Source organism: Gardnerella sp. DNF00753, assembly GCF_049244275.1.
In the GTDB taxonomy this organism is placed as follows: Bacteria; Actinomycetota; Actinomycetes; order Actinomycetales; family Bifidobacteriaceae; genus Bifidobacterium; species Bifidobacterium greenwoodii.
In genome coordinates this window covers 852,639-876,634 of sequence record NZ_CP058393.1, presented here as the reverse complement: position 1 = coordinate 876,634, position 23,996 = coordinate 852,639, and the positions used below count along the sequence as shown (strand labels likewise).

16 protein-coding genes and 1 riboswitch are annotated in these 23,996 nt (G+C 41.2%); of the genes, 11 read left to right on the top strand and 5 right to left on the bottom strand.

Annotation, left to right across the window (positions count from 1 at the left end):
- Positions 1 to 122 precede the first annotated feature (122 nt).
- Together HXT33_RS03710 and HXT33_RS03705 are read right to left on the bottom strand one after the other, a co-directional pair.
- Positions 123 to 2,438 carry an energy-coupling factor transporter ATPase gene (locus HXT33_RS03710; RefSeq protein ID WP_421787592.1) on the bottom strand — a complete coding sequence of 772 codons (2,316 nt, stop codon included), beginning with the start codon at positions 2,436 to 2,438 and terminating at the stop codon, positions 123 to 125.
- Positions 2,439 to 2,486: 48 nt separating this feature from the next.
- Complete coding sequence (locus HXT33_RS03705; RefSeq protein ID WP_421776142.1) at positions 2,487 to 3,065, bottom strand: ECF transporter S component; 579 nt, start codon at positions 3,063 to 3,065, stop codon at positions 2,487 to 2,489.
- Positions 3,066 to 3,071: 6 nt separating this feature from the next.
- Positions 3,072 to 3,218: riboswitch (FMN riboswitch) on the bottom strand.
- A gap of 72 nt (positions 3,219 to 3,290) precedes the next feature.
- On the opposite strand from HXT33_RS03705, the gene HXT33_RS03700 reads away from it, so the two are divergent.
- From HXT33_RS03700 to HXT33_RS03690, 3 genes are all read left to right on the top strand, one after another.
- Positions 3,291 to 4,337 (top strand): glycosyltransferase, encoded by a 1,047-nt coding sequence (locus tag HXT33_RS03700; RefSeq protein WP_421786551.1) that lies wholly within the window; start codon positions 3,291 to 3,293, stop codon positions 4,335 to 4,337.
- A gap of 112 nt (positions 4,338 to 4,449) precedes the next feature.
- Positions 4,450 to 5,226 (top strand): polyphosphate--glucose phosphotransferase, encoded by a 777-nt coding sequence (gene ppgK, locus HXT33_RS03695; RefSeq protein WP_102694731.1) that lies wholly within the window; start codon positions 4,450 to 4,452, stop codon positions 5,224 to 5,226.
- Between the two features lie 99 nt (positions 5,227 to 5,325).
- A complete protein-coding gene (locus HXT33_RS03690; RefSeq protein WP_421786549.1) occupies positions 5,326 to 6,516 on the top strand; it encodes a pyridoxal phosphate-dependent aminotransferase in 1,191 nt (396 codons plus the stop codon).
- Positions 6,517 to 6,534: 18 nt separating this feature from the next.
- On the opposite strand, the gene HXT33_RS03685 is transcribed toward HXT33_RS03690, so the two are convergent.
- Positions 6,535 to 8,748, bottom strand: coding sequence for a beta-carotene 15,15'-monooxygenase (locus HXT33_RS03685; protein WP_421787590.1), 2,214 nt, complete (start codon positions 8,746 to 8,748; stop codon positions 6,535 to 6,537).
- Between the two features lie 56 nt (positions 8,749 to 8,804).
- The gene (locus HXT33_RS03680) at positions 8,805 to 10,406 is read right to left on the bottom strand and encodes an ABC-F family ATP-binding cassette domain-containing protein (protein WP_004137256.1); all 1,602 of its coding nucleotides are present in this window, start codon (positions 10,404 to 10,406) and stop codon (positions 8,805 to 8,807) included.
- Between the two features lie 213 nt (positions 10,407 to 10,619).
- Here HXT33_RS03680 and uvrA point away from each other — a divergent pair, with 213 nt between their 5' ends.
- Together uvrA and uvrC are read left to right on the top strand one after the other, a co-directional pair.
- Positions 10,620 to 13,580 carry an excinuclease ABC subunit UvrA gene (gene uvrA, locus HXT33_RS03675; RefSeq protein ID WP_421776144.1) on the top strand — a complete coding sequence of 987 codons (2,961 nt, stop codon included), beginning with the start codon at positions 10,620 to 10,622 and terminating at the stop codon, positions 13,578 to 13,580.
- Positions 13,581 to 13,649: 69 nt separating this feature from the next.
- Positions 13,650 to 15,947, top strand: coding sequence for an excinuclease ABC subunit UvrC (uvrC, locus tag HXT33_RS03670; protein ID WP_421786546.1), 2,298 nt, complete (start codon positions 13,650 to 13,652; stop codon positions 15,945 to 15,947).
- A 181-nt stretch (positions 15,948 to 16,128) separates the two neighbouring features.
- Here uvrC and HXT33_RS03665 read toward each other — a convergent pair whose 3' ends face one another.
- Positions 16,129 to 16,719 carry a hypothetical protein gene (locus tag HXT33_RS03665; RefSeq protein WP_004137250.1) on the bottom strand — a complete coding sequence of 197 codons (591 nt, stop codon included), beginning with the start codon at positions 16,717 to 16,719 and terminating at the stop codon, positions 16,129 to 16,131.
- Between the two features lie 382 nt (positions 16,720 to 17,101).
- Between HXT33_RS03665 and HXT33_RS03660 the strand changes: the two genes are divergently transcribed.
- The 6 genes from HXT33_RS03660 (at position 17,102) to pyrH (ending at position 23,993) form a co-directional block, all read left to right on the top strand.
- Positions 17,102 to 18,232, top strand: a complete 1,131-nt coding sequence (locus tag HXT33_RS03660; RefSeq protein WP_004126790.1) for a GuaB3 family IMP dehydrogenase-related protein — start codon at positions 17,102 to 17,104, stop codon at positions 18,230 to 18,232.
- Positions 18,233 to 18,448: 216 nt separating this feature from the next.
- A complete protein-coding gene (locus HXT33_RS03655; protein WP_421786544.1) occupies positions 18,449 to 20,506 on the top strand; it encodes an AMP-dependent synthetase/ligase in 2,058 nt (685 codons plus the stop codon).
- A gap of 66 nt (positions 20,507 to 20,572) precedes the next feature.
- The gene (locus tag HXT33_RS03650; RefSeq protein WP_004135050.1) at positions 20,573 to 21,061 is read left to right on the top strand and encodes a peptide deformylase; all 489 of its coding nucleotides are present in this window, start codon (positions 20,573 to 20,575) and stop codon (positions 21,059 to 21,061) included.
- 240 nt (positions 21,062 to 21,301) lie between these two features.
- A complete protein-coding gene (gene rpsB, locus HXT33_RS03645) occupies positions 21,302 to 22,120 on the top strand; it encodes a 30S ribosomal protein S2 (RefSeq protein WP_004126798.1) in 819 nt (272 codons plus the stop codon).
- Positions 22,121 to 22,222: 102 nt separating this feature from the next.
- Complete coding sequence (gene tsf, locus HXT33_RS03640; RefSeq protein ID WP_004135048.1) at positions 22,223 to 23,074, top strand: translation elongation factor Ts; 852 nt, start codon at positions 22,223 to 22,225, stop codon at positions 23,072 to 23,074.
- 169 nt (positions 23,075 to 23,243) lie between these two features.
- Positions 23,244 to 23,993: a UMP kinase gene (gene pyrH / locus HXT33_RS03635; RefSeq protein ID WP_004126813.1), complete on the top strand. Its 750-nt coding sequence runs from the start codon at positions 23,244 to 23,246 to the stop codon at positions 23,991 to 23,993.
- The last annotated feature ends 3 nt before the right edge of the window (positions 23,994 to 23,996 follow it).

Here is a 23,996-nt window from a genome sequence, read left to right as displayed (position 1 = left end):
AAACAAAAGTATTGCATAAGTTACATAAGTGCTTAACGGATTATACAGTATATTGCGAATTATTTCACACCAAAATTGCAACATGCGCATTTTGCTATGCATAATTTTATTCTGTATAACATTTATAAACTCATTGCAATAATCGTGCTAACAAAACCAATGGCCACAACTAATAACAGCACATCTTTTGCGCTAACTTTCAGCGTGTGCAGGTGCGATCTTGTTGCGCTTGGCGTGTAGCAGCGAGTGTCAAGTGCTAAAGAAAGTGTTTCTGAGTGGCGAATAACGCCTGCAAAAGCAGGAACAATAAGCGAAGATATTGCGTGGATTCGTTTGCCAATCGAGCCGTCCCGTATGCTTCCGCCTCTAGCGGTTTGAGCGTGCGCAACTTCTACTGCCTCGTTAGAAAGCGTTGGTAAAAATCGCAATGCTAGGCTCATAATAAGCGATATTTCCTGCGTTGGCACTCCAATAGTTTTAAGTGGCGACAGTAAAGACGTGCAGGCTTCGGTTAGTACTGTTGGGCTTATTGTCATAACTAATATTGCGCCAATAATAATTACAAGCGAGAATCTTGTGGCAAATAGTATTGCGCAATTAATTCCGTCGTAAGTTACAATAATCGGCCCGAGTTTATAAAGTATTTTTCCTGTGCGAACGGCAAGAATATTCAGCAATCCCGAAAAAGTAAATACTGCAATAAGCATGTGTAGTGAAGAAATTAGTTTTATGAATTGTATTTTTGCGGCAATAATTAGACACAGTGTGGCAAAAGCAAGAACAGCTAACTGTGTGTAATGAGTGATGCTAAAAGCGCTTAGCATGAGCATGAAGCAGGATATAAGTGTTATTCTGGGATCAAAAGAGCTAAGTAGTGAGGTTGATTTTTCTTGCGAAGATTCTTCTATCGTAATCGTTTCTTGTGATGATTTCTTTGTATCTTCTAAGCTTTCACTATTGTTTGCTTTTAATGTTACTAATCTTGCTCCTAAAGCTTTTACATCATGAATATTATGCGTAATAACAACAATTGTTACGCCTTGATTATTCAGTTCGCAAAGAATTTGCAAGAAATGTGATGCTGCTTCAAAATCTAATCCTGCTGTTGGCTCATCAAGCACAAGTACTCTCGGTCTAAAAGCAAGAACGCCCGCTATTGCCACAAGACGCTGTTGGCCGCCGGAAAGAGAAAAAGGCGATTTTTCAGCCAAATCTTCAAGATTAAGCAATCTTAACGTTTCATCTACACATTCTTTAAGGGCGTCTCCTTTTAGACCAAAATTTTTAGGACCGTAAGCAACATCTTCGCGCACAATGTTAGCAAAAAGCTGCTGCTCTGGAAGCTGCATTACGTAGCCAATAATTTCGCGAAGTTTTTGCCGATTCTTTTTAGAAGTTTTTCCACTAACAGGTATTTTTTCTACGCTTATAGAACCAGATTCTGCTTTTAACAGTCCGCACAAAGCTTTCGCAAGAGTGGATTTTCCACAGCCGTTTTCGCCCATTATTGCAACTATTTCACCTTCATTTACGTCAAGTGAATAGTCGTTAATTACAGCTGGAGATTTATCATCGTATTTAACTGTTAAGTGTGATATTGAAATTGCTTTATTTGCATGCGTGCTATCGTTTATGTTTTCGTTTCGATTCGCGTAATTATTAATATTTTCCTGCGCTTTTTTTGAAAAACTAGATTTAGAATTGTTGAAATATGATTCCAGTTTTTCTAAACAAATTTCGTGAAGCACCCCATTTTCTAGCAGAAGTATTCGATCCGCGCGCTGGCATTCGTCAATTCGGTGCGTAATTTGCACAATACTTGTGCCGTTTCTATGCAAATCATCAAATAATGTGTCAACGTTTTCGCGAGATTTAGAGTCGAGCATAGAAGTAGGTTCATCTAGCACAAGTAGCTTTGACTGCATTGCAATAGATCCTGCTAAAGCAACTTTCTGCATTTGCCCGCCACTCATAAGACTTGGGTTAGAAAGTCTATGATTTTGCATGTGAACAGCCTCTAAAGCATTGTTAACAAGTTTTCGCATTTTATGCTGTTCTACGTTTAAATTTTCCAGTCCAAAAGCAACATCATCTTCAGTAACAGTAGTAACAATCTGATCTTCTGGACTTTGAAACAGAGCGCCAATAAACTTTCGCGCATTTTTGTAAGCATCAGCATAAGCAGTAGTATTTTCAAAAACTTTTTCGCCGCACAATTCAACATAGCCGCTATCTGGAGCTGTTAAACCTGCAATAATTTTTGCCAAAGTTGATTTACCAGAACCGTTTTTGCCCACAATCGCTACGCGCTCTCCGGAGCGAATTGTAAGATTTAGTTGCTCAAGCGTCCAAGTTTTTCCATCATCGTAGCTGAAGCAAATATTTCGCAACACTACTAGAGCATTGTTTTCAACTGCGCAATTTTGAGCTTCGTTCATACTACTGCTTGTGCTGGTATTTTGCATAGTTTATGCCGTTTAGAAGATTTACTTGCTGTGGTGAAGTAGTTTAGAAACTGGTTTATAAACAAGCATCGTTACTACAACGTGAAGCGCAAGTTTAATAATATTAAACGGTAGCAGTGCTGGAATAATAAGAGCCACAACCTGCGAAACAGTCATGTGAGCGTAAAGCGGTGTAATAACAAGATTTCCAGCTATTGCGAGTGCAATTGCAACAACAGAGCCTACCAAAAGTGCAATGATTGCACCTTTTTTGGTATGCATTTTTTTGTATACGATTGCTGCTGTAACACTAGCTCCTAAAGAAACTAGTACTGCCATAACTGTGCCGAGTGGATTGGTAAATAAGTGTGGTGCAAAGCCGAGTATACTTACGATTGCTGCAGCTGAAGGCCCGTATGCGAATCCTGCAACTAGGCACACGATTCCTGAAGGATCGTATTTTAGGAATGAAAAGTCTGGAATTAGTGGAAATTCTATGAAACTTACTGCCATTGAAAGTGCTACGAATAGCGCATATTTTGCTATTTTTTCGCTAGACCAGCGTGTGTTTGAAGAGTTAGTTTGATGATTGTTATGACTGCTAGTATTAGAAATGCCCATGATGGGCCTCCGTTTCTTTCATCCGGACTGTAACCGTTGGCTTCGGAATTTAACCGAATCAGCAGCTTGTAAGCCGCTCGCGGGCTTCAAAAAGGCATAAAATACGCATTTTGTTACCGCCAGTAAGGATTTTCACCTTCCCTGAAACTGACTATTCTTTTGTATCTCATGCTAGGAACATTGTTGTAATAATTGTGTGGCGAGGGTAGGTGCGAGAATACAAGTATGAGCAATATGGGAACAAAGAAAATTGTTAACAGCAAAGCCAATAGCGTATGCAAGAGTATTGATAAGCTTGCTGTTGTTGTGGTTACTTATAAGCGTCAGGAACTTTTGGATAATTTGTTCCATTCTTTTGAATGTTTGAACGAGTGTCCTTGGCGAATTGTTGTTGTTGACAATGAGTGCAGCGATAAAACTCGCGAAATGGTTTCTGGTCTTGAAGCTGCTTTAACTAATCGTTGGGGTAAGGCAGAAAAAGACGATGAGGGCAATTGCTCTCACGTTGTTTACGCTCCGCAGGATGAGAATCTTGGTGGCGCAGGAGGTTTTAGTGCTGGTGTTAAAAAAGCTTATGAACTTGGAGCTAAGTGGTTCTGGGTTATGGATGACGATGTTGAAACAGTGCCTGAATCTATTGAGCGTCTTGCTCCTTGGACTAAGCGCCACGCGGTTGTTCAAGGAAGTCGTTTAGATTACGACGGTGGTAATTTCTACTGGCAGTATGATTTTTTGGTTCCTCTTGGTATACCGAATCCTATTGCGCCTTCAGCTTTTGGTAATGCTGGTTATCGTGTGATGAACACAATGTGTTTCGAGGGTGGTTTAATTCGTCGAGATATTGTTGAAAAAATCGGCTTCCCGGATTCTCGCTACTTTATTTACTGGGATGATACTACTTACGGGTATCTTGCTAGTAAGGTTACGAATCCTATTGTTGTTCCGGATATTATTCTTCGTCGCACTCGCGATATTCCAAACTGGGATATTGCAGGAGTTCGTCAGCTAAACTCAACTTCCGATATGAACCGTTACCATATTATGCGAAATCGTGGGTTTATGGCTCGCTACTTTATGGTTCATGGTGATTTTCATCCGTTTATGTTTGCGCTTGGAACCGCTTTAACTGCTGCTAAAGAGATTATTCGTCTGTTGGCTGTTGATCGTGAGCATATTCTTTCCGGTATTTGGAAATTATTTACCGGTTGGCTTGCTTCTAGGAAGATTTTGCATGACGGAACGTGGAAACCTATGCCTTCTTTGAAAAAGTGAAGCAGAAGTGAAATAGAAGTTAACAATCAGCAAGCGTGTCGCAATAAATATACGATACAATACTTGTGAATATCCTGTTATCAGCACACATTCAGAGGGGAGTGTTAGTGAGATGATTGACACTGCACAAGCATTTGGCGTCGATATTGGTGGTTCTGGAATTAAAGCTGCTCCAGTAAATTTGGAAAAGGGCGAGTTTGCAGAGCCTCGTTATAAGATTCTCACTCCTGCAGTTTCTACGCCTCAGGCGGTTGCGGATATTGTCCGTCAGCAGCTTGAGCATTTTGAAGTTCCTGCAGACGTTCCTGTTGGAATCGCTTTCCCTGCTCCAATTAAGCCGGGCAAGAAGCTTGATTTTATGGCTAATCTTGACCAGTCTTGGATTGGTGTTGACGTTACTGAAGTCTTTAGTGAGGCTTGCGGTCGTCCAGTAACAGTTGTTAACGATGCTGACGCTGCTGGTTTAGCTGAGCAGCGTTTTGGTGCAGCAAAAGACAAGGATGGCTTAGTTATTGCTACAACGCTTGGAACTGGTATTGGTACAGCTTTGATTTACAACGGTGTGCTTATTCCAAACACTGAGCTTGGTCATATTCAGCTTGAAAAAGGTAAGGGAGATGCTGAAAAGTATGCTGCTTCTTCCGTTCGTGAAAAGCTTGATATGGGCTATAAGAAGTGGGCTAAGCGCCTAACTAAGTACTATGGTTTGATGGAAAAATACTTCAACCCAGATTTGTTTGTTGTTGGTGGTGGAGTTAGCCGCGTAAGCGAAAAATTCCTTCCACATATTGATATTAAGACTCCTATTGTGGTTGCAACTTTGCATAATGAGGCTGGAATTATTGGTGCAGCTTATTACGCAATGCAGAAGACTCAACAACAGGACTAAATATTAATAAATAGTAGTAATTTATTTGTTGTTGTTTTAAGCTGGGTGCAGGTTTAATCTGTTGCCCAGCTTTTTTATGCCAAGTGTTAGGGTTGTTACGTGCGATTTTCTTCCAGAGTAGATGTAAGTGAGCCAAATCCTATTATTTTAGCGCAGAGAAAAGCTGTGTCTAAAGGCATAAAGCTTACTAAATTAAACGATTCTAATCCTACTGCTCATAATCTTGCCCCAAGCTGTTTATCTGGACGCTATACTGCGGATGCAAGAGGTCCTAAAGAAGCTAGGGAACTTATTGCAGACTTTATTAATAAGCGCGATAATCGCACTAATACTTCTACTCCTTCAAAGCTTAATCCAGATCAGCTTTACGTACTTTCTTCAACATCTCAAGCTTATGCATGGCTTATGATGCTTCTTTGTGATGCGGGGGATGCTGTTATTGGTCCTACTCCTGGATACCCGCTTATTGAGTCGATTGCGCGCTTGCAATGCGTGAACGCAATACCGTATCCTTTGCATTACGACGGTTCTTGGACTATTGATTTGCCTCGCGTAAAAGAGTTAATTGAAAATAAGTCTTTGCGCATTAAAGCACTTGTGCTTATTAATCCGAATAATCCTACCGGCTCTTACGTAAAGAGTGAGGAGCGTAAAGAATTATTGCAATTATGTCATGATAATGATGTTGCAATAATTGCTGACGAAGTTTTTTACGATTATTATCTTGAGCCTTTTGAAACAAACGCTAGGCTTGCTGGGGAATCATCTACTCTCGTGTTTGCTTTGGACGGTTTTTCTAAAATGCTTGCAGCTCCTCACGCAAAAGTTGGGTGGATTGAAGTTTCAGGTCCTAAGGATGATGTTTACGAAGCTCAAAAAAGGCTTGATGTTATTGCAGACGACTTTTTGCCGATTGGAACAACGGTTTCTAAGCGTATACCTGAGTTGTTAGAGTATGCTTCTTCGCAGACTCAAAAGGTTCGTAACCGGGTTAGTAAAAATCTTAAAACTCTTCGTGAAACTTTAGCATCCTGGCCTAATTGTTGTGTTAGTGCTTTGCGTGCAGAAGGCGGTTGGAATATTTTATTGCGCGTGCCATCATGCATAGATGACGATGTGTTAGCGTTGCGCTTAATGCAAGATTATCATTTGGTTTCGCAGCCCGGATACTATTTTGACATGCCAGTAAATGGGTATCTTGCTCTTTCTTTGCTTCCGGAAGAAACTCAGTTTATTGAAGGTTTGAAATCACTTTTAAAAACCGTTGATACTCTTCTTTGTGAAGAATAGTTTTGCTAAAGACTTTTATTAAAATAACGTAAGCCAGGAGCGAACCAAATACCATAAGTCTGGGTTAAAACGAAGAGTGCTATCTTCACGACCTGTAACAAACCAGCTGAGTGCTGCAATAATAATCGAAGCAAAAAGTAGTGCTATTACAACAAAACGTATGCTGTATGAAATAGTTTTTTTCTGCCAACAATCATCTTTTTGAACAGAGGCCGCATGCTCTAAAAGTAAAGTTACGCCAACTACTGCAGCAATTGCAAAAGCCCACGCAAAATCTGCAATATATCTCCAACCAATTCCAGCTTTTAGACTGTCGAAAACAATAAGAAATACGCCAATTATTAAAGAAGTTATAGCAATATTCCACGAAGTCTTGTGCAAGCATCGTTTTCTCATAACTAAAGCAGCAAAAGACGCAACTAATGCGAGAGGAGAAAGCACGAACATTCCGCCAATCATAGGCTCAGCATACTGCCATCTGTCAAAAGCAACAGGCTGAATGCCAATCCAAGGAAAAGTTGGAATTAAGCGCAAAGGTAGAGCAATATAGCTAAAAATAGACGGCAGAATATTTTGCGATGGCAAACGCATAGTTGTCATATCTGTAATAGTGATTTGATACTCGTTACCAAAGTTTAAAGGCGATCCAAAGCGCAGAAAATTATACAATCCAAACGGAATTGCAGTAATTACTGCTGGAAGAATCCAAGCTGTAGCATAGAGCAAAGGAATTCTCCAATATTCAGATTTTTTCCAATCTTTACTAAAATCTTTAAACGATTTTTTCAAAATAGGGTATAGCACAGGAATTGCAAATAAGAGTGCTATTACAAAAGTAGGTCTGCAACCTAAATTAAGCGCTATAAAGAACGATCCCAAAGCAATATTTCTAAAAGAATTAGTTTTACTCTTAGCAAATGCGCCGAAATAAAACCATAATCCTAAAGATGTGAAAAATAGTGAAGCTGCCATTGGAACGGAATAGAAAGATGTTCTAAACCACAAGTAAACCGTGTTTGCGCTAATAAAGAACAGTGCTAAAGAAATTGATACGGTTCCTAAAGAAGCGTTTTTTAAAGTATGCTCAATTATGCGAATAACAAGTAAAGATCCTGAAATAAGAAAAGCAATAAGAAACACAAATGTTGCAACAGTAGTTGGAAGCATTGCTCCGCCTGTAATCCAAATGCTTGTAATAAGACGGTAAGGCAAAAACAGTAGTACTGCTGGAAGAACACCAAAATACGAGTACCAGTGCCCCTTATAGTATGCGTAATCCCAGTACATGTGAGGAACTGAATGATTAAGAAGATTATTCCTAGCCATAGGATCATACGGGTTTGGCAAGGTGGTTAATTCGTGAGGAACAGGAAGATTAAGATGAACCTGCCCTTTTGCAAGAGCGTCTGCAGTATGAGCATACTGGTCGAAATCGTAGGCGTAATTTCCAGGCGAATCAAAATGCATTGGTGTAGCATTGCGCAAATTCCAAATAATTGTTGCAAGCGCAATGATTATAAAAGGCATCCATGATGCGAATAAGTAGAATCGTTGAGAAATGCTACTTGTGTTGAGTTTAATTTTCCAAAGCTTAGACCAAGGATTCCATAAAGCTATAAGTATTGCAAAAACAATTAGTATGCTTACGCGTCCCCAAGACCAGCTAAAAGGCGCTCTAACATTAGCTCTAGCATCCTCAATATCAAGTATTGCTCCAGCCGGATGTTGAAGCCATACTCTAACTACGCACGGTTGATCAACTACTTCTTCGGGAATGCTAAGTAGGGAAGCGTTAAGCGCTCGAGGATTTGTGCTCTGTGGTTTGCTTAAATATTTATTAGCTTCAACACGCGTGTGAATATCGTCTATAATTTGCTGCTTTTTATAAAGCTTATTTTTAACGCGAGAAGGTTGAAGACGAATATAAGGCGAGCTTCCATCTGAAATAACCTCTAAGTATGCTTCGGAAGGGTCTGTTATAAGAAGACCGCCTGATTTAAGACGTTTAACGCCGCTTCCTAAAGAATTGTGAACAGATGCGCTATCCGTACTTCCTGTAACACTGCTCCAAAATGGAATATTTCCAATAGAACATTCAAATAGTGTAATTATAAGTAAAACAAGAAGTGGAATGTGTAAAAAACGCCATGTGCAGCGCATAATGCGACTGTGAGTTTGCCTGCTAGTATGCGAAATAGTATTGCTAGAATCTTGCGGCAAGTTTTTAAGCATGGACGTTGTAATCACCACATAACCATTCTATTTCAAAGTTTCGAGCATTTTTCTAACTATTCTTCAGCAACCAAGTCAAGATATTCGTCGTTCCACAAATCTTCGTCGCCGTCAGGCATAAGAAGAACACGCTCAGGGCGCAAAGCTTCAACAGCACCCTCGTCGTGTGTGACTAGCACAATTGCGCCTTCATACTTAGATATAGCTTTTAAAATCTCGTCACGAGACGCAGGATCCAAGTTGTTAGTAGGCTCATCGAGAAGCAGTACGTTAGCTTGCGAAGTAACAAGTGTTGCGAGAGCAAGACGCGTTTTTTCGCCGCCGGAAAGCACTTTAGCAGGCTTCATTGCGTCGTCACCAGAAAATAGGAAGCTGCCAAGCATAGAACGTGCTTGTGTGTCATCCAGGTTTGGTGCAACATGCTGAAGGTTTTCAAGAACCGTAGCATCTAAATCCAAAGTGTCGTGTTCCTGGGCAAAATAGCCGATTTTGCAGCCGTGACCGTACTGAACTTCTCCAGTGTCTGCCGTTTCTTCTCCTGCTAGAATGCGCAAAGTTGTGGTTTTTCCAGCACCGTTGTAACCCAAAATAACAACCCTAGAACCTTTGTCTATTGCAAGATTAATTCCAGCGAAAACAATGTTAGAACCGTATGCTTTAGAAATATCTTTTGCCATAATTGGTGTGCGACCGCATGGTGATGGTTCTGGGAAGCGAATGTCTGCAACTTTTTCCTGTTTTTGAGCTTCGCTGGTTTCGCTAAGTAAACGTTCTGCTCTGCGCATCATGTTTTGAGCTGCTACTGCTTTTGTGGCTTTTGCGTGCAGACGAATACCTTGCTTCATAAGGCGTTCTGCCTTCTTTTCGGCGACTTCGCGCTCGCGGCGGCGGCGTTCTTCGTCTACTACTCGCTGATGCAAGTATGCTTTCCAGCCCATTGAATACATGTCTATTTGGGCGAGTTGAGCATCCAAATGCCAAACTTTGTTTACTACTTCGTCAAGTAGTTCCGTTGAGTGGGAAATAACAAGGAAGCCGCCTTCGAAACGTTTCAAATAATTACGCAACCAAATAATTGAGTCGGCGTCCAAATGGTTCGTAGGCTCATCGAGAATAAGAGTGTTGGCGTCAGAAAACAGAATTCTCGCTAGTTCGATGCGTCTGCGCTGTCCGCCGGAAAGAGTGCCAAGAGTCTGCTGCATAACTTCTTGAGGTAGTCCCAAGCTTGTTGCCATTGAAATTGCTTCAGACTGTACTGCGTAACCGCCTGCTTTTTCAAAATCTTGCATAGCTTTGTCGTAGCGGTTCATAGCTTTAGTCATTACGTCCGGGTCTGGATCGGTCATTTCTTTTTCTGCTTTGCGAATCCTAGACACAATAGAAGAAATATCTCGAGCACTCATAATGCGATCAATTACGCTTTGCTCAGGGTCTGCTGCGTGAGTATCCTGAGGCAAATATCCTAGGCCTCCGCTTACTCTAACGGATCCTCCTGCTGGAAGCATATCTCCAGTAATTACTCGAGTAAGAGTTGTTTTGCCTGCGCCGTTTCTACCGACTAAACCGATTTTGTCTCCCTTTGTAACGTGAAAATCGGTAGGGTTTAACAGCGTGCGCGCACCAATTTGAATGGTTAATGCTTGTGCGTCAATAGGCATAGTTTATAATCCGTTCCCCAAAAATTAGGCTTTATTTTATGTGTAATAAGTAAAGTATTGCCAAACTCACTATTGTACCGTGTGCTAGTAACGAATATGTGATTATAAGTTAGCAAAATACTTTAGTTTTTCGAACACTTGTTCTAAATGTAATTTTATAGTATAGTGGTTTGTTAATAGTTGGGGTGTGTTAATGGGGTTACAAGTGGAGGTATGCGTTTGAATCAGCAAGTAAGTAAGCAGTCTGATGCTTTGCAAGCATTACTAGATAATACTACGTTTTCTTCGCATGACGGAAAGATAATATCGGATTTGTCTAAAGTGCCTTCCGAATGGAAAATCACTATTCAAGGAGCACGCGAGCACAATCTTAAAAACGTGAGCTTGTCTATTCCTCGAAATCGAATGGTTGTTTTTACTGGTCTTTCTGGATCTGGTAAATCCTCTTTAGCTTTTGACACGCTTTTTGCAGAAGGTCAACGACGTTATGTTGAGTCGCTTAGTGCATACGCTCGCCAATTTTTGGGGCGTATGGATAAGCCAGATGTTGATTTTATTGAAGGGTTAAGTCCGGCGGTTTCTATTGACCAAAAAACTACTAATAGAAACCCTCGTTCTACAGTTGGAACAATTACTGAAATATACGATTATTTACGACTGCTGTTTGCTAGAGTTGGAGTTCCTCACTGCCCTGAGTGTGGTGAGTTGGTAAGTGCACAAACTCCTCAACAAATGACAGACGCTTTGCTTTCTAAGCCAGAGCGTACGCGTCTGCAAATTTTATCTCCTGTTGTTAGAGGTAGAAAAGGAGAGTTTAAAGATACGCTTGAATTGTTGCGTTCGGACGGTTACGCGCGAGCAATTATTGACGGTCAAATGCATGAACTTTCTGAAGATATTACTCTTGAAAAACAAAAGAAACACAATATTGAAGTAGTAATTGATCGAATAGTCATAAAAGAAGGTATTCGCGTTCGTTTAACAGACTCAATCGAAACAGCATTAAAACTTTCTAAAGGCGTTATGGTTGCTGATTTTGTTGACGAGCCAGAAAACTCTCCAAACAGGCGCCAATCATTTTCCGAGCACAGGTCTTGCCCTAATAATCACAAGCTAGATCTTGAAGAAATTGAACCTAGAACATTTTCGTTTAATGCACCGTACGGAGCGTGTGCAGAATGTTCCGGAATTGGCTACAAGCTTGAAATTGACCCTGAGCTTGTTATACCAGATTCAGACAAATCTCTTTCTCAAGGAGCTATTGAACCTTGGGCAATGAATAAAGCTGCAGGAATGTACTATCAGCACGTACTTTCAGGTCTTTCTAAAGACATGGGCTTTAGTATGAATACGCCTTGGAAAAATCTTCCAGAAGACGTACAGCATGCAATCATGTACGGACATGATTTTAGCGTAAAAGTCTCGTACAAAAACAGGTGGGGTAGGCAGCGCGAATATTCCACAGGCTTTGAAGGTGTAGTTAGAACGCTTATGCGAAAGCATGACGAAACTGATTCGGATCAAATGCGCCAATACTACGAGTCGTACATGCGCGAAGTTCCATGCCAAAAATGCCATGGAAAACGCTTACGTCCAGAGGTTCTTGCAGTTACAGTTGCAAATACTTCAATATCTGAAGTATGCGATATGCCAGTTGAACGCAGTCTAGAGTGGGTTAATGAGCTGCATTTAGAAGGATCTAAAGCACTTATTGCAGGAGAAGTATTAAAAGAAATCCGCGCACGACTTGGCTTCTTAAACGACGTAGGATTAAACTACTTAACTCTTTCAAGAGCTGCAAAAACATTATCTGGTGGCGAAGCACAACGAATTCGCCTAGCTACACAAATAGGCTCAGGATTAGTTGGAGTTATGTACGTGCTTGACGAACCATCTATTGGACTTCATCAGAGGGATAACGAACGACTGATTGCAACATTGCATCATTTAAGAAACCTAGGAAACACTCTTATTGTTGTAGAACATGATGAAGAAACAATTCGCGAAGCAGATTGGCTAGTTGACATTGGTCCAGAAGCAGGAGAACACGGTGGAGAAGTAGTGTACTCCGGTCCTGCAGCAAATATTGTGAAAGCAAAACGTTCGATTACAGGCGACTATATTTCAAGAAGGCGAATAATTGAAGTGCCAAAAAATCGTCGCTTAATTAACCCAGATCGAATGCTACATGTTATTGGAGCTCAGGAGCATAATCTTAAAAATATAGACGTTAACATACCTTTGGGAGTATTTACTTGCATCACAGGAGTATCTGGATCTGGAAAATCAACACTAATTAACTCAATTTTGTACCCTGTTCTTGCAAACAAACTAAACGGCGCTCGCATAGTTCCTGGAAAACACAAGCGTGTGGAAGGATTGGAATATTGCGATAAAGTAGTTCATGTTGATCAAAATCCTATTGGTCGAACCCCACGTTCTAATCCTGCAACGTACACTGGCGTGTGGGATAAAATTCGCACACTTTTTGCTCAAACTCCTGAAGCAAAAGTTAGAGGCTACGGTCCTGGAAGATTCTCATTCAATGTTAAAGGTGGCCGTTGTGAAGCCTGCCATGGTGATGGTACCTTAAAAATTGAGATGAACTTCCTGCCGGATGTGTATGTAGAATGCGAAGTTTGTCACGGAAAACGCTACAATCGTGAAACTTTGGAAGTTACTTATAACGGAAAGTCAGTTTCTGACGTTCTTGACATGCCAATTTCAGAAGCTGCAGTATTTTTCAAAGCATACCCGTCTATTGCTCGCTACTTGGATACTTTGGTTCAAGTTGGATTAGGTTATATTCGTTTAGGCCAAAGCGCGCCAACTCTTTCTGGTGGAGAATCTCAGCGCGTAAAACTTGCTACAGAATTGCAACGAAGGTCAACCGGCAAAACAGTGTATATTCTCGACGAACCGACTACTGGATTACATTTTGAGGATGTTAGAAAGTTGTTGAATGTTTTGCAATCGTTGGTAGATAAAGGCAATAGTGTTATTGTTATTGAGCATAATCTCGATGTTGTAAAGTCTGCTGATTGGATTATTGATTTAGGTCCTGAAGGTGGAGATTCTGGCGGAACAGTTGTTTCGGAAGGAAGTCCTGAAACTGTTTCACTATGTGATGCAAGTTGGACTGGTAAATTCCTTAAATCAATGTTAAATTCGTAAAATTAAATTCGCATATTGTGCGTAAATCTTAAACGATTGTTTACATTTTGTGCTTGAAAGGAGGTGAAAATGCAGAATAATAATCTTAATAAGAATTTGCATAAACCAGATAACTTGCAAGAATTAGATCAAATGAAAGCGAACGAAAAATGGCGAAAAACGCAATCATTTGAAGATGAACATTATCTCGAAGATTCAGAAGATTCAGAAGATTCAGAAGATTCAGAAAATGTTAGCGAAAAGGTAAATGCTTTTGGAGCTCCATTATTGGGGGATAGTCGAGACTTGTTCCGTCCAGCGGCTAAAGATATTCCAGCGCAACCTGGAGTATACAAGTGGCGTGATGCAGATGGTCGAGTAATTTATGTTGGAAAAGCAAAAAATTTGCGCAATCGTTTAGCAAATTATTTTCAGCCACTTTACCAATTGCATCCTCGCACGCAATCAATGGTACTTTCTGCTAGAAGCTTGGAGTGGACTGTTGTTGCTACAGAATTTGAGGCGCTTACTCTTGAATACACTTGGATTAAAGCTTTCGACCCGCGTTTTAATGTTGTTTTTCGAGATGATAAAACTTACCCTTATGTTGCTGTATCTGTAGGAGAAACATTTCCTAGAGTGTGGATTACTCGAAATCGTTTCGCAAGAAACGCTAGATATTTTGGACCATATGCAAAAGTTTGGCCATTGCGTCACAGCTTAGATTTGCTTATTAAAACTTTTCCTGTTAGAACATGCTCGCCTGCGGTTTTTAATAAGGCTCATAGAACAGGGAGACCATGTTTGCTCGCCTCGATTGGTAAATGTTCGGCTCCATGCGTTGGAAATATTAAACCGGATGAGCATCGTTATTTAGTTGAGCGCCTAGTTGGGGTTCTTACTGGAAGCGTAGGCTCATCTTATATTTCTCAAATAACTCGTGAAATGAAGCAAGCTAGCGAAGATTTAGAATTTGAGCGTGCTGCTAAATTGCGTGACGAAATTTCAGTATTAAGCACTGTTTTACAACAAAATTCAGCTGTTTTTGACGACGATGTGGAAGCTGACGTATTCGGTTTTTGTACCGATGAGCTTGAAGCTTCAATTCACGCATTCTTTGTTCGTTCTGGAATGATTCGCGGCGAGCGCAATTGGTCTGTTGAGCGCAATGAGCAAATAGCTGATGGTGAACTTTTAGCGGATTTAATTACGCATGTTTATGCAGAATATGAACATAATGTTTTTAAAGGTCAGAATACTTCTATTAGTATTAGGAAGATTCGAGATGCTGTTAGCGATACACAAAAAGCTACTGCAACTGATGTAATATTGCGAGCTCAAGCAACTAGAGAGCGTAGGGAGCGCCAAGAAACTACGGGGCGCGAAGATTTACTAGCTCCTATATCTCCAGTTCCGCGCGAAATAATAGTTCCAATTTCAATTCCTGAAGATCGTCAAGAAGAGCTTGAATCATGGCTTAGTAATATGCGCGGCTCTAAAGTAAGTATTAGAGTTGCGGAGCGTGGAGAAAAGCGAGCTCTTATGGAGCGTGCTAACGAAAACGCTTCTCAAGCGTTAACTCGCATAAAATCAAGTCGTATTAACAGCATAGATATTAGAACTGAAGCCATGAACGAAATTTCTAAGGCTCTTGGCATGAAGGAATCTCCTTTGCGCATTGAATGCTACGATATTTCAAATACTGTAGACGGTAGTTATCAGGTTGCTTCTATGGTTGTGTTTGAAGATGGAATTGCGCGTCCTAGCGAGTATCGTCATTTTGTTATTCGCGGAGAAAATGGTGTTGGAAAACTTGATGATTTAAGCGCAGTTTATGAAACAATTTTTAGAAGATTTAAGCATTCTGATTCGAATGTGGAATCTGAAAATTTGAATAATTCTGCTATTGTTGCAGATTCCAATCAGAATCGTCGTTTTGCCTACAAGCCGCAACTTATTATTATTGATGGTGCAAAAGAGCAAGCTAAATCTGCTAAGCGCGCAATGCTGGACGCGGGTATTAGCGGTATTACTGTTTGTGGTTTAGCTAAAAAACTTGAAGAAGTATGGCTTCCTGATGAAGATTATCCGATTATTTTGAAGCGTAGTTCAGAAGGATTGTATTTGTTGCAGCGTGCAAGGGATGAATCTCATCGTTTTGCTATTACTTACCATCGTAAGCGTAGAAGAAAAGGTGCTTTGCATTCAGCTTTTGACACTATTCCTGGAATTGGTGAAGTGTATCGTAAACGTTTGCTTTCTTCATTTGGATCTTTAAAAGAGTTAAAGAAAGCTTCGTTAGAAGATTTACAAAAGGTTAATGGCATTGGTGAAAGTAAAGCAAAAACCATATTTGACGCTTTACATTCTGAAACAGCTGGCAGCTAGTTGTCGTAAAAATTGCGGTTTCAATAGTGATAGTTGAAAATAGTGTATAAGTTGTATCAACAAAAAACTCCACCTTGTAGAAGATTCTCGCTTGATTCGCAAAATATTAATCTACAAGGGGGAGTTTTCTGTAATTTTTATTAAATACTTATGAAACATTTGTGAACTTTATTACCGTTTGCTAGCCCAAATCTGCATATGTACAAATCCATTTATTGTATTTGTGCTCCAAAACGATTGAAGCCCAGTATTCTACAGGTCCTGCAGAAATATGAACAACGCCTTCAAAATGATGAGGATTCGTTAGCATTCCATTAACAAAACTCGGCACTGCCGGCATCGCACACAATGCTGAACGTGTTTTCATATCATTCTTATATTGGAAGTAATCATCCATTAGCTTCCACATGTTATTTAATTTTGTAACACACTTTGGTGTTAGCAATTGTTTCATAGCTGTAGAAGTAGGTCTTCCTCTGGAAATATCAGAAGCAATGCAAGCTATTTGGCAAGTTCTTAATGCAATCTTAACAAGATCTTTTTCATCTTGATCGTCAAAATAGCATGTGCCAATATGGTACTCCAGTTTTTTACGTGATAAAGCAATAGACAGTTCGCCTTCGTACACTGGTAACGATGTGCGAGCGTTAAAAACAACATGTGGCGGATGCTCATTGTTATCGTTGCTATTATTTGATGACTTGTTATTAAGCACGTCATCATTTTCGTCATCGTTATCCATTTCATATGTATCAACTATATTAATTTTCATTTTCTCTCCTGTATCTCATCTGCTCTATGAGCCCTTAAATTTCAGTACTTGCTAAGCTCATATCCCTACAAAATCAGCAAGTTAGATAAAAGCTTACAACGCGAGTTTTCGTCTATCTGTGTAAAATGCAAAAATGTGGATAAATTACAAAATATTCGTCATTTACCTTGAAAATAAACGATTTTAAGCGTGTTGAGTTATACACATTACGGTTTTATCGGTGTGTCGTATGATTTGGATGAATATTTTGTATGCATTGTTATGCAAATTTGCTTATAAAAACCATTAAAAATTAGATTTTTCAACATCAAAAAGCTACTGATAATAGTTGTAAAACATTGCGGATAAAACTTCGTCAGCATAAGGCACTAGCCTAATAAGTATGTCTCAGGAAATTGAAATTGGTTTGGGCAAAAAAGCCCGAGTTGCATATTCGCTTGACGATATTGCTATTGTTCCTTCGCGCCGTTCGCGCGACCCAAAGGCTGTATCTACTTCATGGCAGGTAGATGCTTATACCTTTGATATTCCAATTATTGCCGCTCCAATGGATTCAGTTACAAGCCCAGATACTGCAATTGCTATTGGTCAAATGGGCGGTCTTGGAGTTCTTGATTTGGAAGGATTATGGACTCGTTATGAGAATCCAGAGCCTTTATTAAAAGAAATATCCGAGTTGCCTTGCGAGGTTGCAACGCGTCGAATTCAGGAAATTTACACTGAACCAATCAAGCCTGAATTAATTGCTAAGCGTTTGCATACTATTCGTGACGCTGGTGTTACTGTTGCTGGCGCTCTTTCTCCTCAGCGAACTCAGGAACTTTACAATACTGTTCTTGAAGCTGGTGTTGACTTGTTTGTTATTCGCGGAACTGCTGTGTCTGCTGAGCATGTTTCCACAGATCACGAGCCTCTTGATTTAAAGAAGTTTATTTACGATCTTGATGTGCCTGTTATTGTTGGAGGCTGCGCTGATTACACTTCTGCTTTGCATTTGATGCGCACTGGAGCTGCAGGTATTTTAGTTGGATTCGGCGGTGGTGCTGTGTCTGCAACTATGAACACTTTGGGAGTACAAGCACCTATGGCTACTGCTATTGCTGATGTTGCTGAAGCTCGTAGAGATTATATGGATGAGTCCGGTGGTCGATACGTGCAAATTATTGCAGATGGCGGAATGGGTAATTCTGGCAACTTTATTAAAGCTCTTGCAATGGGCGCGGATGCCGTTATGCTTGGAACTCCATTAGCTCGCGCAACGGAAGCTCCAGGCCGCGGCACTCATTGGGGTGCTGAAGCTCGTCATTTAACACTTCCACGCGGTATGCGCACTAATGTTGGAACGGTTGCTCCATTGGAAAACATTCTATTTGGTCCAAGTCACGAGGCTGACGGTACAACGAATTTTGTTGGTGCTTTGCGTCGCACAATGTCTTCTACCGGATACGTGGATGTAAAGAGCTTCCAGCGTTGCAATGTTGCGTTTAACCCATTCCATCAGGATGTTCGTTAAGTTTATTTCAGCATAACTTTGTATATAGAATATGCGGTTTAGTGCATGAATTGTGTGCTAAACCGCTATATTTTTAGCATATTGCGTAACTTTTTAGTATAAGCGCTTGTAAAAATTCGTTTATTTAAATATTTTGTCAGCTAATAACAATATTAATCTCTATTTTTTGTATGGCTTACAGTAGTGTCGGCATAGGAATCAAGTACAATTAATAATATGCTCCGAGAATTTTCTGTAGAAGTAATTCACCCAACTCAAGACGGTGACACCATTTACTCGCTTCTTTCTAACCGTGCTATGCGCGATCCGCAAGGTATTGTTGCGCAGTGGCAAGATGACGACACTCGCCAGTGGCATGATGTTACTGCTGCTGAAATGCTCTCCAAGGTAAGGGCTGTAGCTAAAGGTTTAATTGCTCTTGGCGTGCAGCATGGATCAAAAGTTGTTATTTATTCTGCTACATGCTACGAGTGGGGTGTTGTTGACTTTGCATGCGCTTGCATTGGTGCAGTTAGCATTCCTATTTACGAAACGGATTCTGCTTTACAAGCTGCAGACATTATCAACGAAGTTAAGCCGGTTATTGCTTTTGCTGGTGACGATTCTCATGCCCAATGCTTAGAGCGAGTTCGCCAAGATTATAAGCGCATTACTCTCAAAACCGTATTCAATTTCAAAGCAGGCGGTTTGGAAGCAGTTATTGACTTTGGTAAATCAATTAGTGAAGATGAGCTAAATCAGCGTCTTATCGCTGTTAAAGCAGACGATTTGTCTACTATTGTTTACACTTCTGGCTCTACTGGAAAGCCAAAGGGAGCTATGCTTTCTCACCGTAACTTTACGCATATTGTTTTTGCAGGATACGATGTTCTTAGCGACATGCTTTGCAAACCAAATCGTTTACTTCTGTTCCTTCCTCTTGCGCACTGCTTTGCTAGATACATTCAATATGTTGCTATTGGCGGGCATGGTGTAATAGGTTATGTTCCTAACGCAAAGCATTTGCTCGCAGACTTGCGTAGTTTTAAACCAACCTACTTATTAGGTGTTCCTCGAGTCTTTGAGAAAGTTTACAATGCTGCTTCTCAAAAAGCTGGCGCAGGTATTCGTGGCCGCATTTTTGCTAAAGCTGTTAAGCATTTTATTCAGTGGTCTCGTGACAACGTTGATGGCAAAGCTCACTCTTTGGCTTCGCGCATGAATCACGCTATGTACATGCGCACAGTTGGTTCTTCCATACGCTCTGCTTTAGGCCCTAACCTTTCATGGCTTGCTTGCGGTGGTGCTCCAATTAATGCTGATTTAGCGCATTTCTTCAACGGTCTTGACGGCATTACCTTCATTCAAGGTTACGGTATGACTGAAACTGCAGCTCCTTGCGTAGTTAATTTTGAGCACGCAAATCAGGTTGGTTCAGTTGGTCGCCCAGGTCCTGGAATTACAATTCGACTTGCTGACGATGATGAAGTGCTTATTAAAGGACCTAACGTTTTCATGGGTTACTACAATAAGCCTGAGCTTACTGCAGAAGTTATTGACGAAGATGGCTGGCTTCATTCTGGCGATCTTGGTGAAATTGATGACGAAGGCTTCCTATCGATTACTGGTCGCAAGAAAGATATTATTATTACTGCCGGAGGCAAGAATATAAGTCCTGCTCCTATGGAAAGCATTATTGCGCAATGCCCACTGGTTTCTCACGCAGTAGTGGTTGGAGATGGAAAGCCATTCGTTTCTGCATTAATTGAGCTTGACCCAGACATGGTTCGTTCATGGCTTAAGAATAAGAGCATGGATGTTGACTTATCTATGAAAGAAATTGCTAACAATGACGCTGTTCGCTCTGTTGTTCAGCAGTTTATTGATCAAGCAAATAGCACTGTTTCTAGGGCTGAATCTGTTCGTAAATTTGTTATTTTGCAAGATGAGTTCACTCAGGATGCTGGAACTTTGACTCCAAGTATGAAGATTGTTCGTCCAAAAATACTTGCACGTTACGCAGATATTATTGAAACTCAATTGTATGCTCCAAAGCCAAACACGCGTCCTTTGCCTGCAACTGTTAAGATTCTCGATAAAACTACCGAAACTGTTAAGCAGGCTCAAGAAACAGTTAAGCAAGCGCAAGAGGTTGTAACTCCTCGAGTCCGTCAAGCAATTGATCAGGCTGCAACTCATCTTAAGCATTTTGGTGAAGAAGCTTCCTCGGATTCTTCTGTTTCGCCTCGCGATAATCAAGACAATCTCGATAATAACGTACGCAACAACGAGTGAAATTAATTACTAATCTGCAATAGAAGATAATGTGTAATTAGTTACACTTGATTAAGGAGTTTTTGCGTGGCAATTAGAAAAATTCGTGTTGTTCCAGATCCTGTTCTTAGAACACCTTGTGACGAGATTCGTGAGATTACGCCAGCTGTTAAGCATTTGGTTGAAGATTTGTTGGAAACTGTGAACGATCCAGGTCGTGCAGGATTGTCAGCTAATCAAATTGGCGTAAGTTTACGAGCGTTCTCTTACAACATTGATGGACGTATTGGCTATATTCTAAATCCTGTTCTTGAAGATTTAAGCGGAGAACAATACGACGATGAAGGCTGCTTATCTGTGCCAGGATTGTGGTATAAAACTCGCCGATATAATCATGCTCGCGCTCGCGGTATTGATTTAGACGGTAAAACTGTTGTTCTTGAAGGCGATGGTCTTATGGCCAGAATGTTGCAGCATGAATGCGATCATTTGGACGGTCATATTTATTTAGATAGGCTAGAAAAGGACGTTCGCAAGCAAGCTATGCGTGAGCTTCGTAACAATATGCGTTCCTAACTTTGGCTGATTAAATATCGTATCTAGTATCTGATATAATTTCGCTTTGCGTGTCCATTTTGAGCATGAGTATTGTCGCGTTATATGAATGCTCGCTTTTTATTGTCTACAAGGACTCGCAAATACGCGCCATGTACGCGTCCGTTCGTGTCGGTCGGCTTGCGCTTAGACGTATGTTTAAGCCAAGTTGCATGCGAACAGACATGGCCAGGCAAGAACCGACAAGAAAGGTATATAGATATGGCACAGATTACCATGAGCGAAATGCTGAAGGCTGGTTTGCACTTCGGTCATCAGACTCGTCGCTGGAACCCAAAGATGAAGCAGTTCATTCTTACCCAGCGCAATGGTATTCATATCATCAATTTGTTCAAGTCTCTCGACATGATCGACAAGGCTTATGACTTCATCAAGCAGACTGTTGCCCACAATGGCACTGTTCTCTTCGTGGGCACTAAGAAGCAGGCTCAGGAAGCTGTACAGAATCAGGCAACTCGCGTAAACATGCCTTATGTTTGCGAGCGTTGGCTTGGCGGTATGTTGACCAATTTCCAGACCGTTTCTACTCGCGTAAAGCGCTTGAAGGAACTTGAGGAAATGGACTTCAGCGATGTTCGTGGATCCGGCTTGACTAAGAAGGAACTTTTGCTTCTCGAGCGTGAGAAGGACAAGCTTTCCAAGCAGCTCGGTGGTATTCGCAACATGAACCGTACTCCATCTGCCATGTTCGTTGTTGACATTAACAAGGAAGCTTTGGCTGTTGAAGAAGCTCATAAGCTTGGTATTCCAGTCGTGGCAATAGTTGATACCAACACTGATCCTGAAGCTGTTGAGTACCCAATTCCAGCTAACGATGATGCTATTCGTGGCGTTGAGTTGTTGACTAGCTTAATGGCTGACGCTGTAGCTGAAGGTTTGCTTGAGCATGCTGGTAAGGGCGCTAAGTCCGAAGGTAATGATGCTCAGCCAATGGCAGCTTGGGAAAAGGAATTGCTCACCAAGGAAGGCGAAGCTGAAGCTAAGCCTGCTAAGGAAGAAAATACTGAGGCAAAAGCCTAGTAAGCTAATTTGCAACCAGATTCTTAAATTAAAGCTGCAAAATCCAATTAATTCTTTGCTTTTTGCAGCTTTTAAGAATCATATTGATACGAGGAGAACAAAATGGCAGCAATTACTGCAGCGTTGATTAAGCAGGTGCGTGAAGAAACCGGCGCCGGCATGATGGACGTTAAAAAAGCTCTTACTGAAGCTGAAGGAGACGTTGCCCGCGCTAAGGAAATCATCCGTGCAAAGGGTATTCAGGCCGCTGGTAAGCGTGAGGGCCGTAAGGCTCAGGAAGGCACCATCGCTTCTAAGGTTGTTAAGTCTGCTGAAGGCGAAACTGGTTATGCAGTTGAGTTGAATTCCGAAACTGACTTCGTGGCAAAGACCCCTAAGTTTGTGGAATTCTCTAACACTGTTCTTGACCATGCTGTTGAAGCTAATGCTTCTACTACTGAAGAAGTACTTGCAGCACCAGCTGATGGCGCAACTGTTAAGGAATCTGTTGAAGAAGCAGCAGCTTTGTTTGGCGAGCACGTCAAGGTTGGTCAGGTTGCTAAGGTAAGCGGTCCACACGTTGAGATTTATGCTCACAAGAAGTCCGTGGAATTGCCTCCAAGCATCGTTTCCATGATTGCTACTGACGAAGCTGGTGCAAAGGTTGCTCACGAAGCAGCTTTGCAGATTTCTGCTATGGGTGCTCAGTGGCTTCGCCGCGAAGATGTTCCAGAAGAAGTTTTGGAATCTGAGCGTCGCGTTGCAACCGAGAAGTCCTTGGCTGAAGGCAAGCCAGAGAAGATTGTTCCAAAGATTGTTGAAGGTCGTATGAACGCCTTCTTCAAGGAAACTGTTCTTCTTGAGCAGACATACGTTAAGGATCCATCCAAGAGCGTTGGTGACTTGTTCAAGGAAGTCGGCGGTACCGCTTTGGCATTCGCTCGTCTTGAGGTTGGCAAGGGCGCTGCTGAATAAGCATTGCTTATGCTAAGAATCTATTCTGATTCTTAAACTATTGGGCTGTGTGCATTTTGTACGCAGCCTTTTTATTTATTTGACAGTTTAATGTGTGTTAAGTGTCGCGTTTTATAGATAAAATAGCAAAGATATACTTGCATTCGCCGTGATGACTGGAGGAATCTGTATGGCAATTGCACAAGCGGAGGAAAGCAAGTCCCGTAGGGTTTTATTGAAACTTTCAGGCGAAGCATTTGGCGGCGGCGCTGTTGGCATTGATACTCATGTTATTCGAAGAATTGCTGGGGAAATCATGACTGCAGTGCTTGAAGGTGTTCAAGTGGCTATCGTTGTTGGTGGAGGTAATTTCTTTAGGGGAGCAGAGTTGCAGCAGGCTGGTATCGATCGTAGCCGTGGTGATTACATGGGTATGTTGGGTACAGTTATGAATTGTCTTGCTCTTCAAGATTTTCTTGAGCAGGCAGGGCAGGCAACTCGTGTACAAACTGCTATTACAATGGGACAGGTTGCAGAGCCTTATATTCCATTGAAAGCAATACGTCATCTTGAGAAGGGTCGCGTAGTTATTTTTGGTGCTGGTGCCGGTATGCCATACTTCTCAACAGATACTGTTTCTATTCAGCGTTCTTTGGAAATCCATTGCGATGAAGTTTTAATGGGTAAAAATGGCGTTGATGGAGTTTACAGTGCGGATCCTCGTAAAGATCCTTCTGCTCGAAAATTTGTAACATTGAACTATCAGCGTGCTCTTGTTGATGGTTTAGCTGTCATGGATGCGTCCGCACTTTCTATGGCTAGAGATAACAATCAAAAAATTCGAGTGTTCGGCTTAGAGGGTGAAGGTAACGTAACTCGTGCTCTTGTTGGCGAACCTATTGGTACATTAGTGTCTGACGCAGAACCAACATTTGCTTAAATA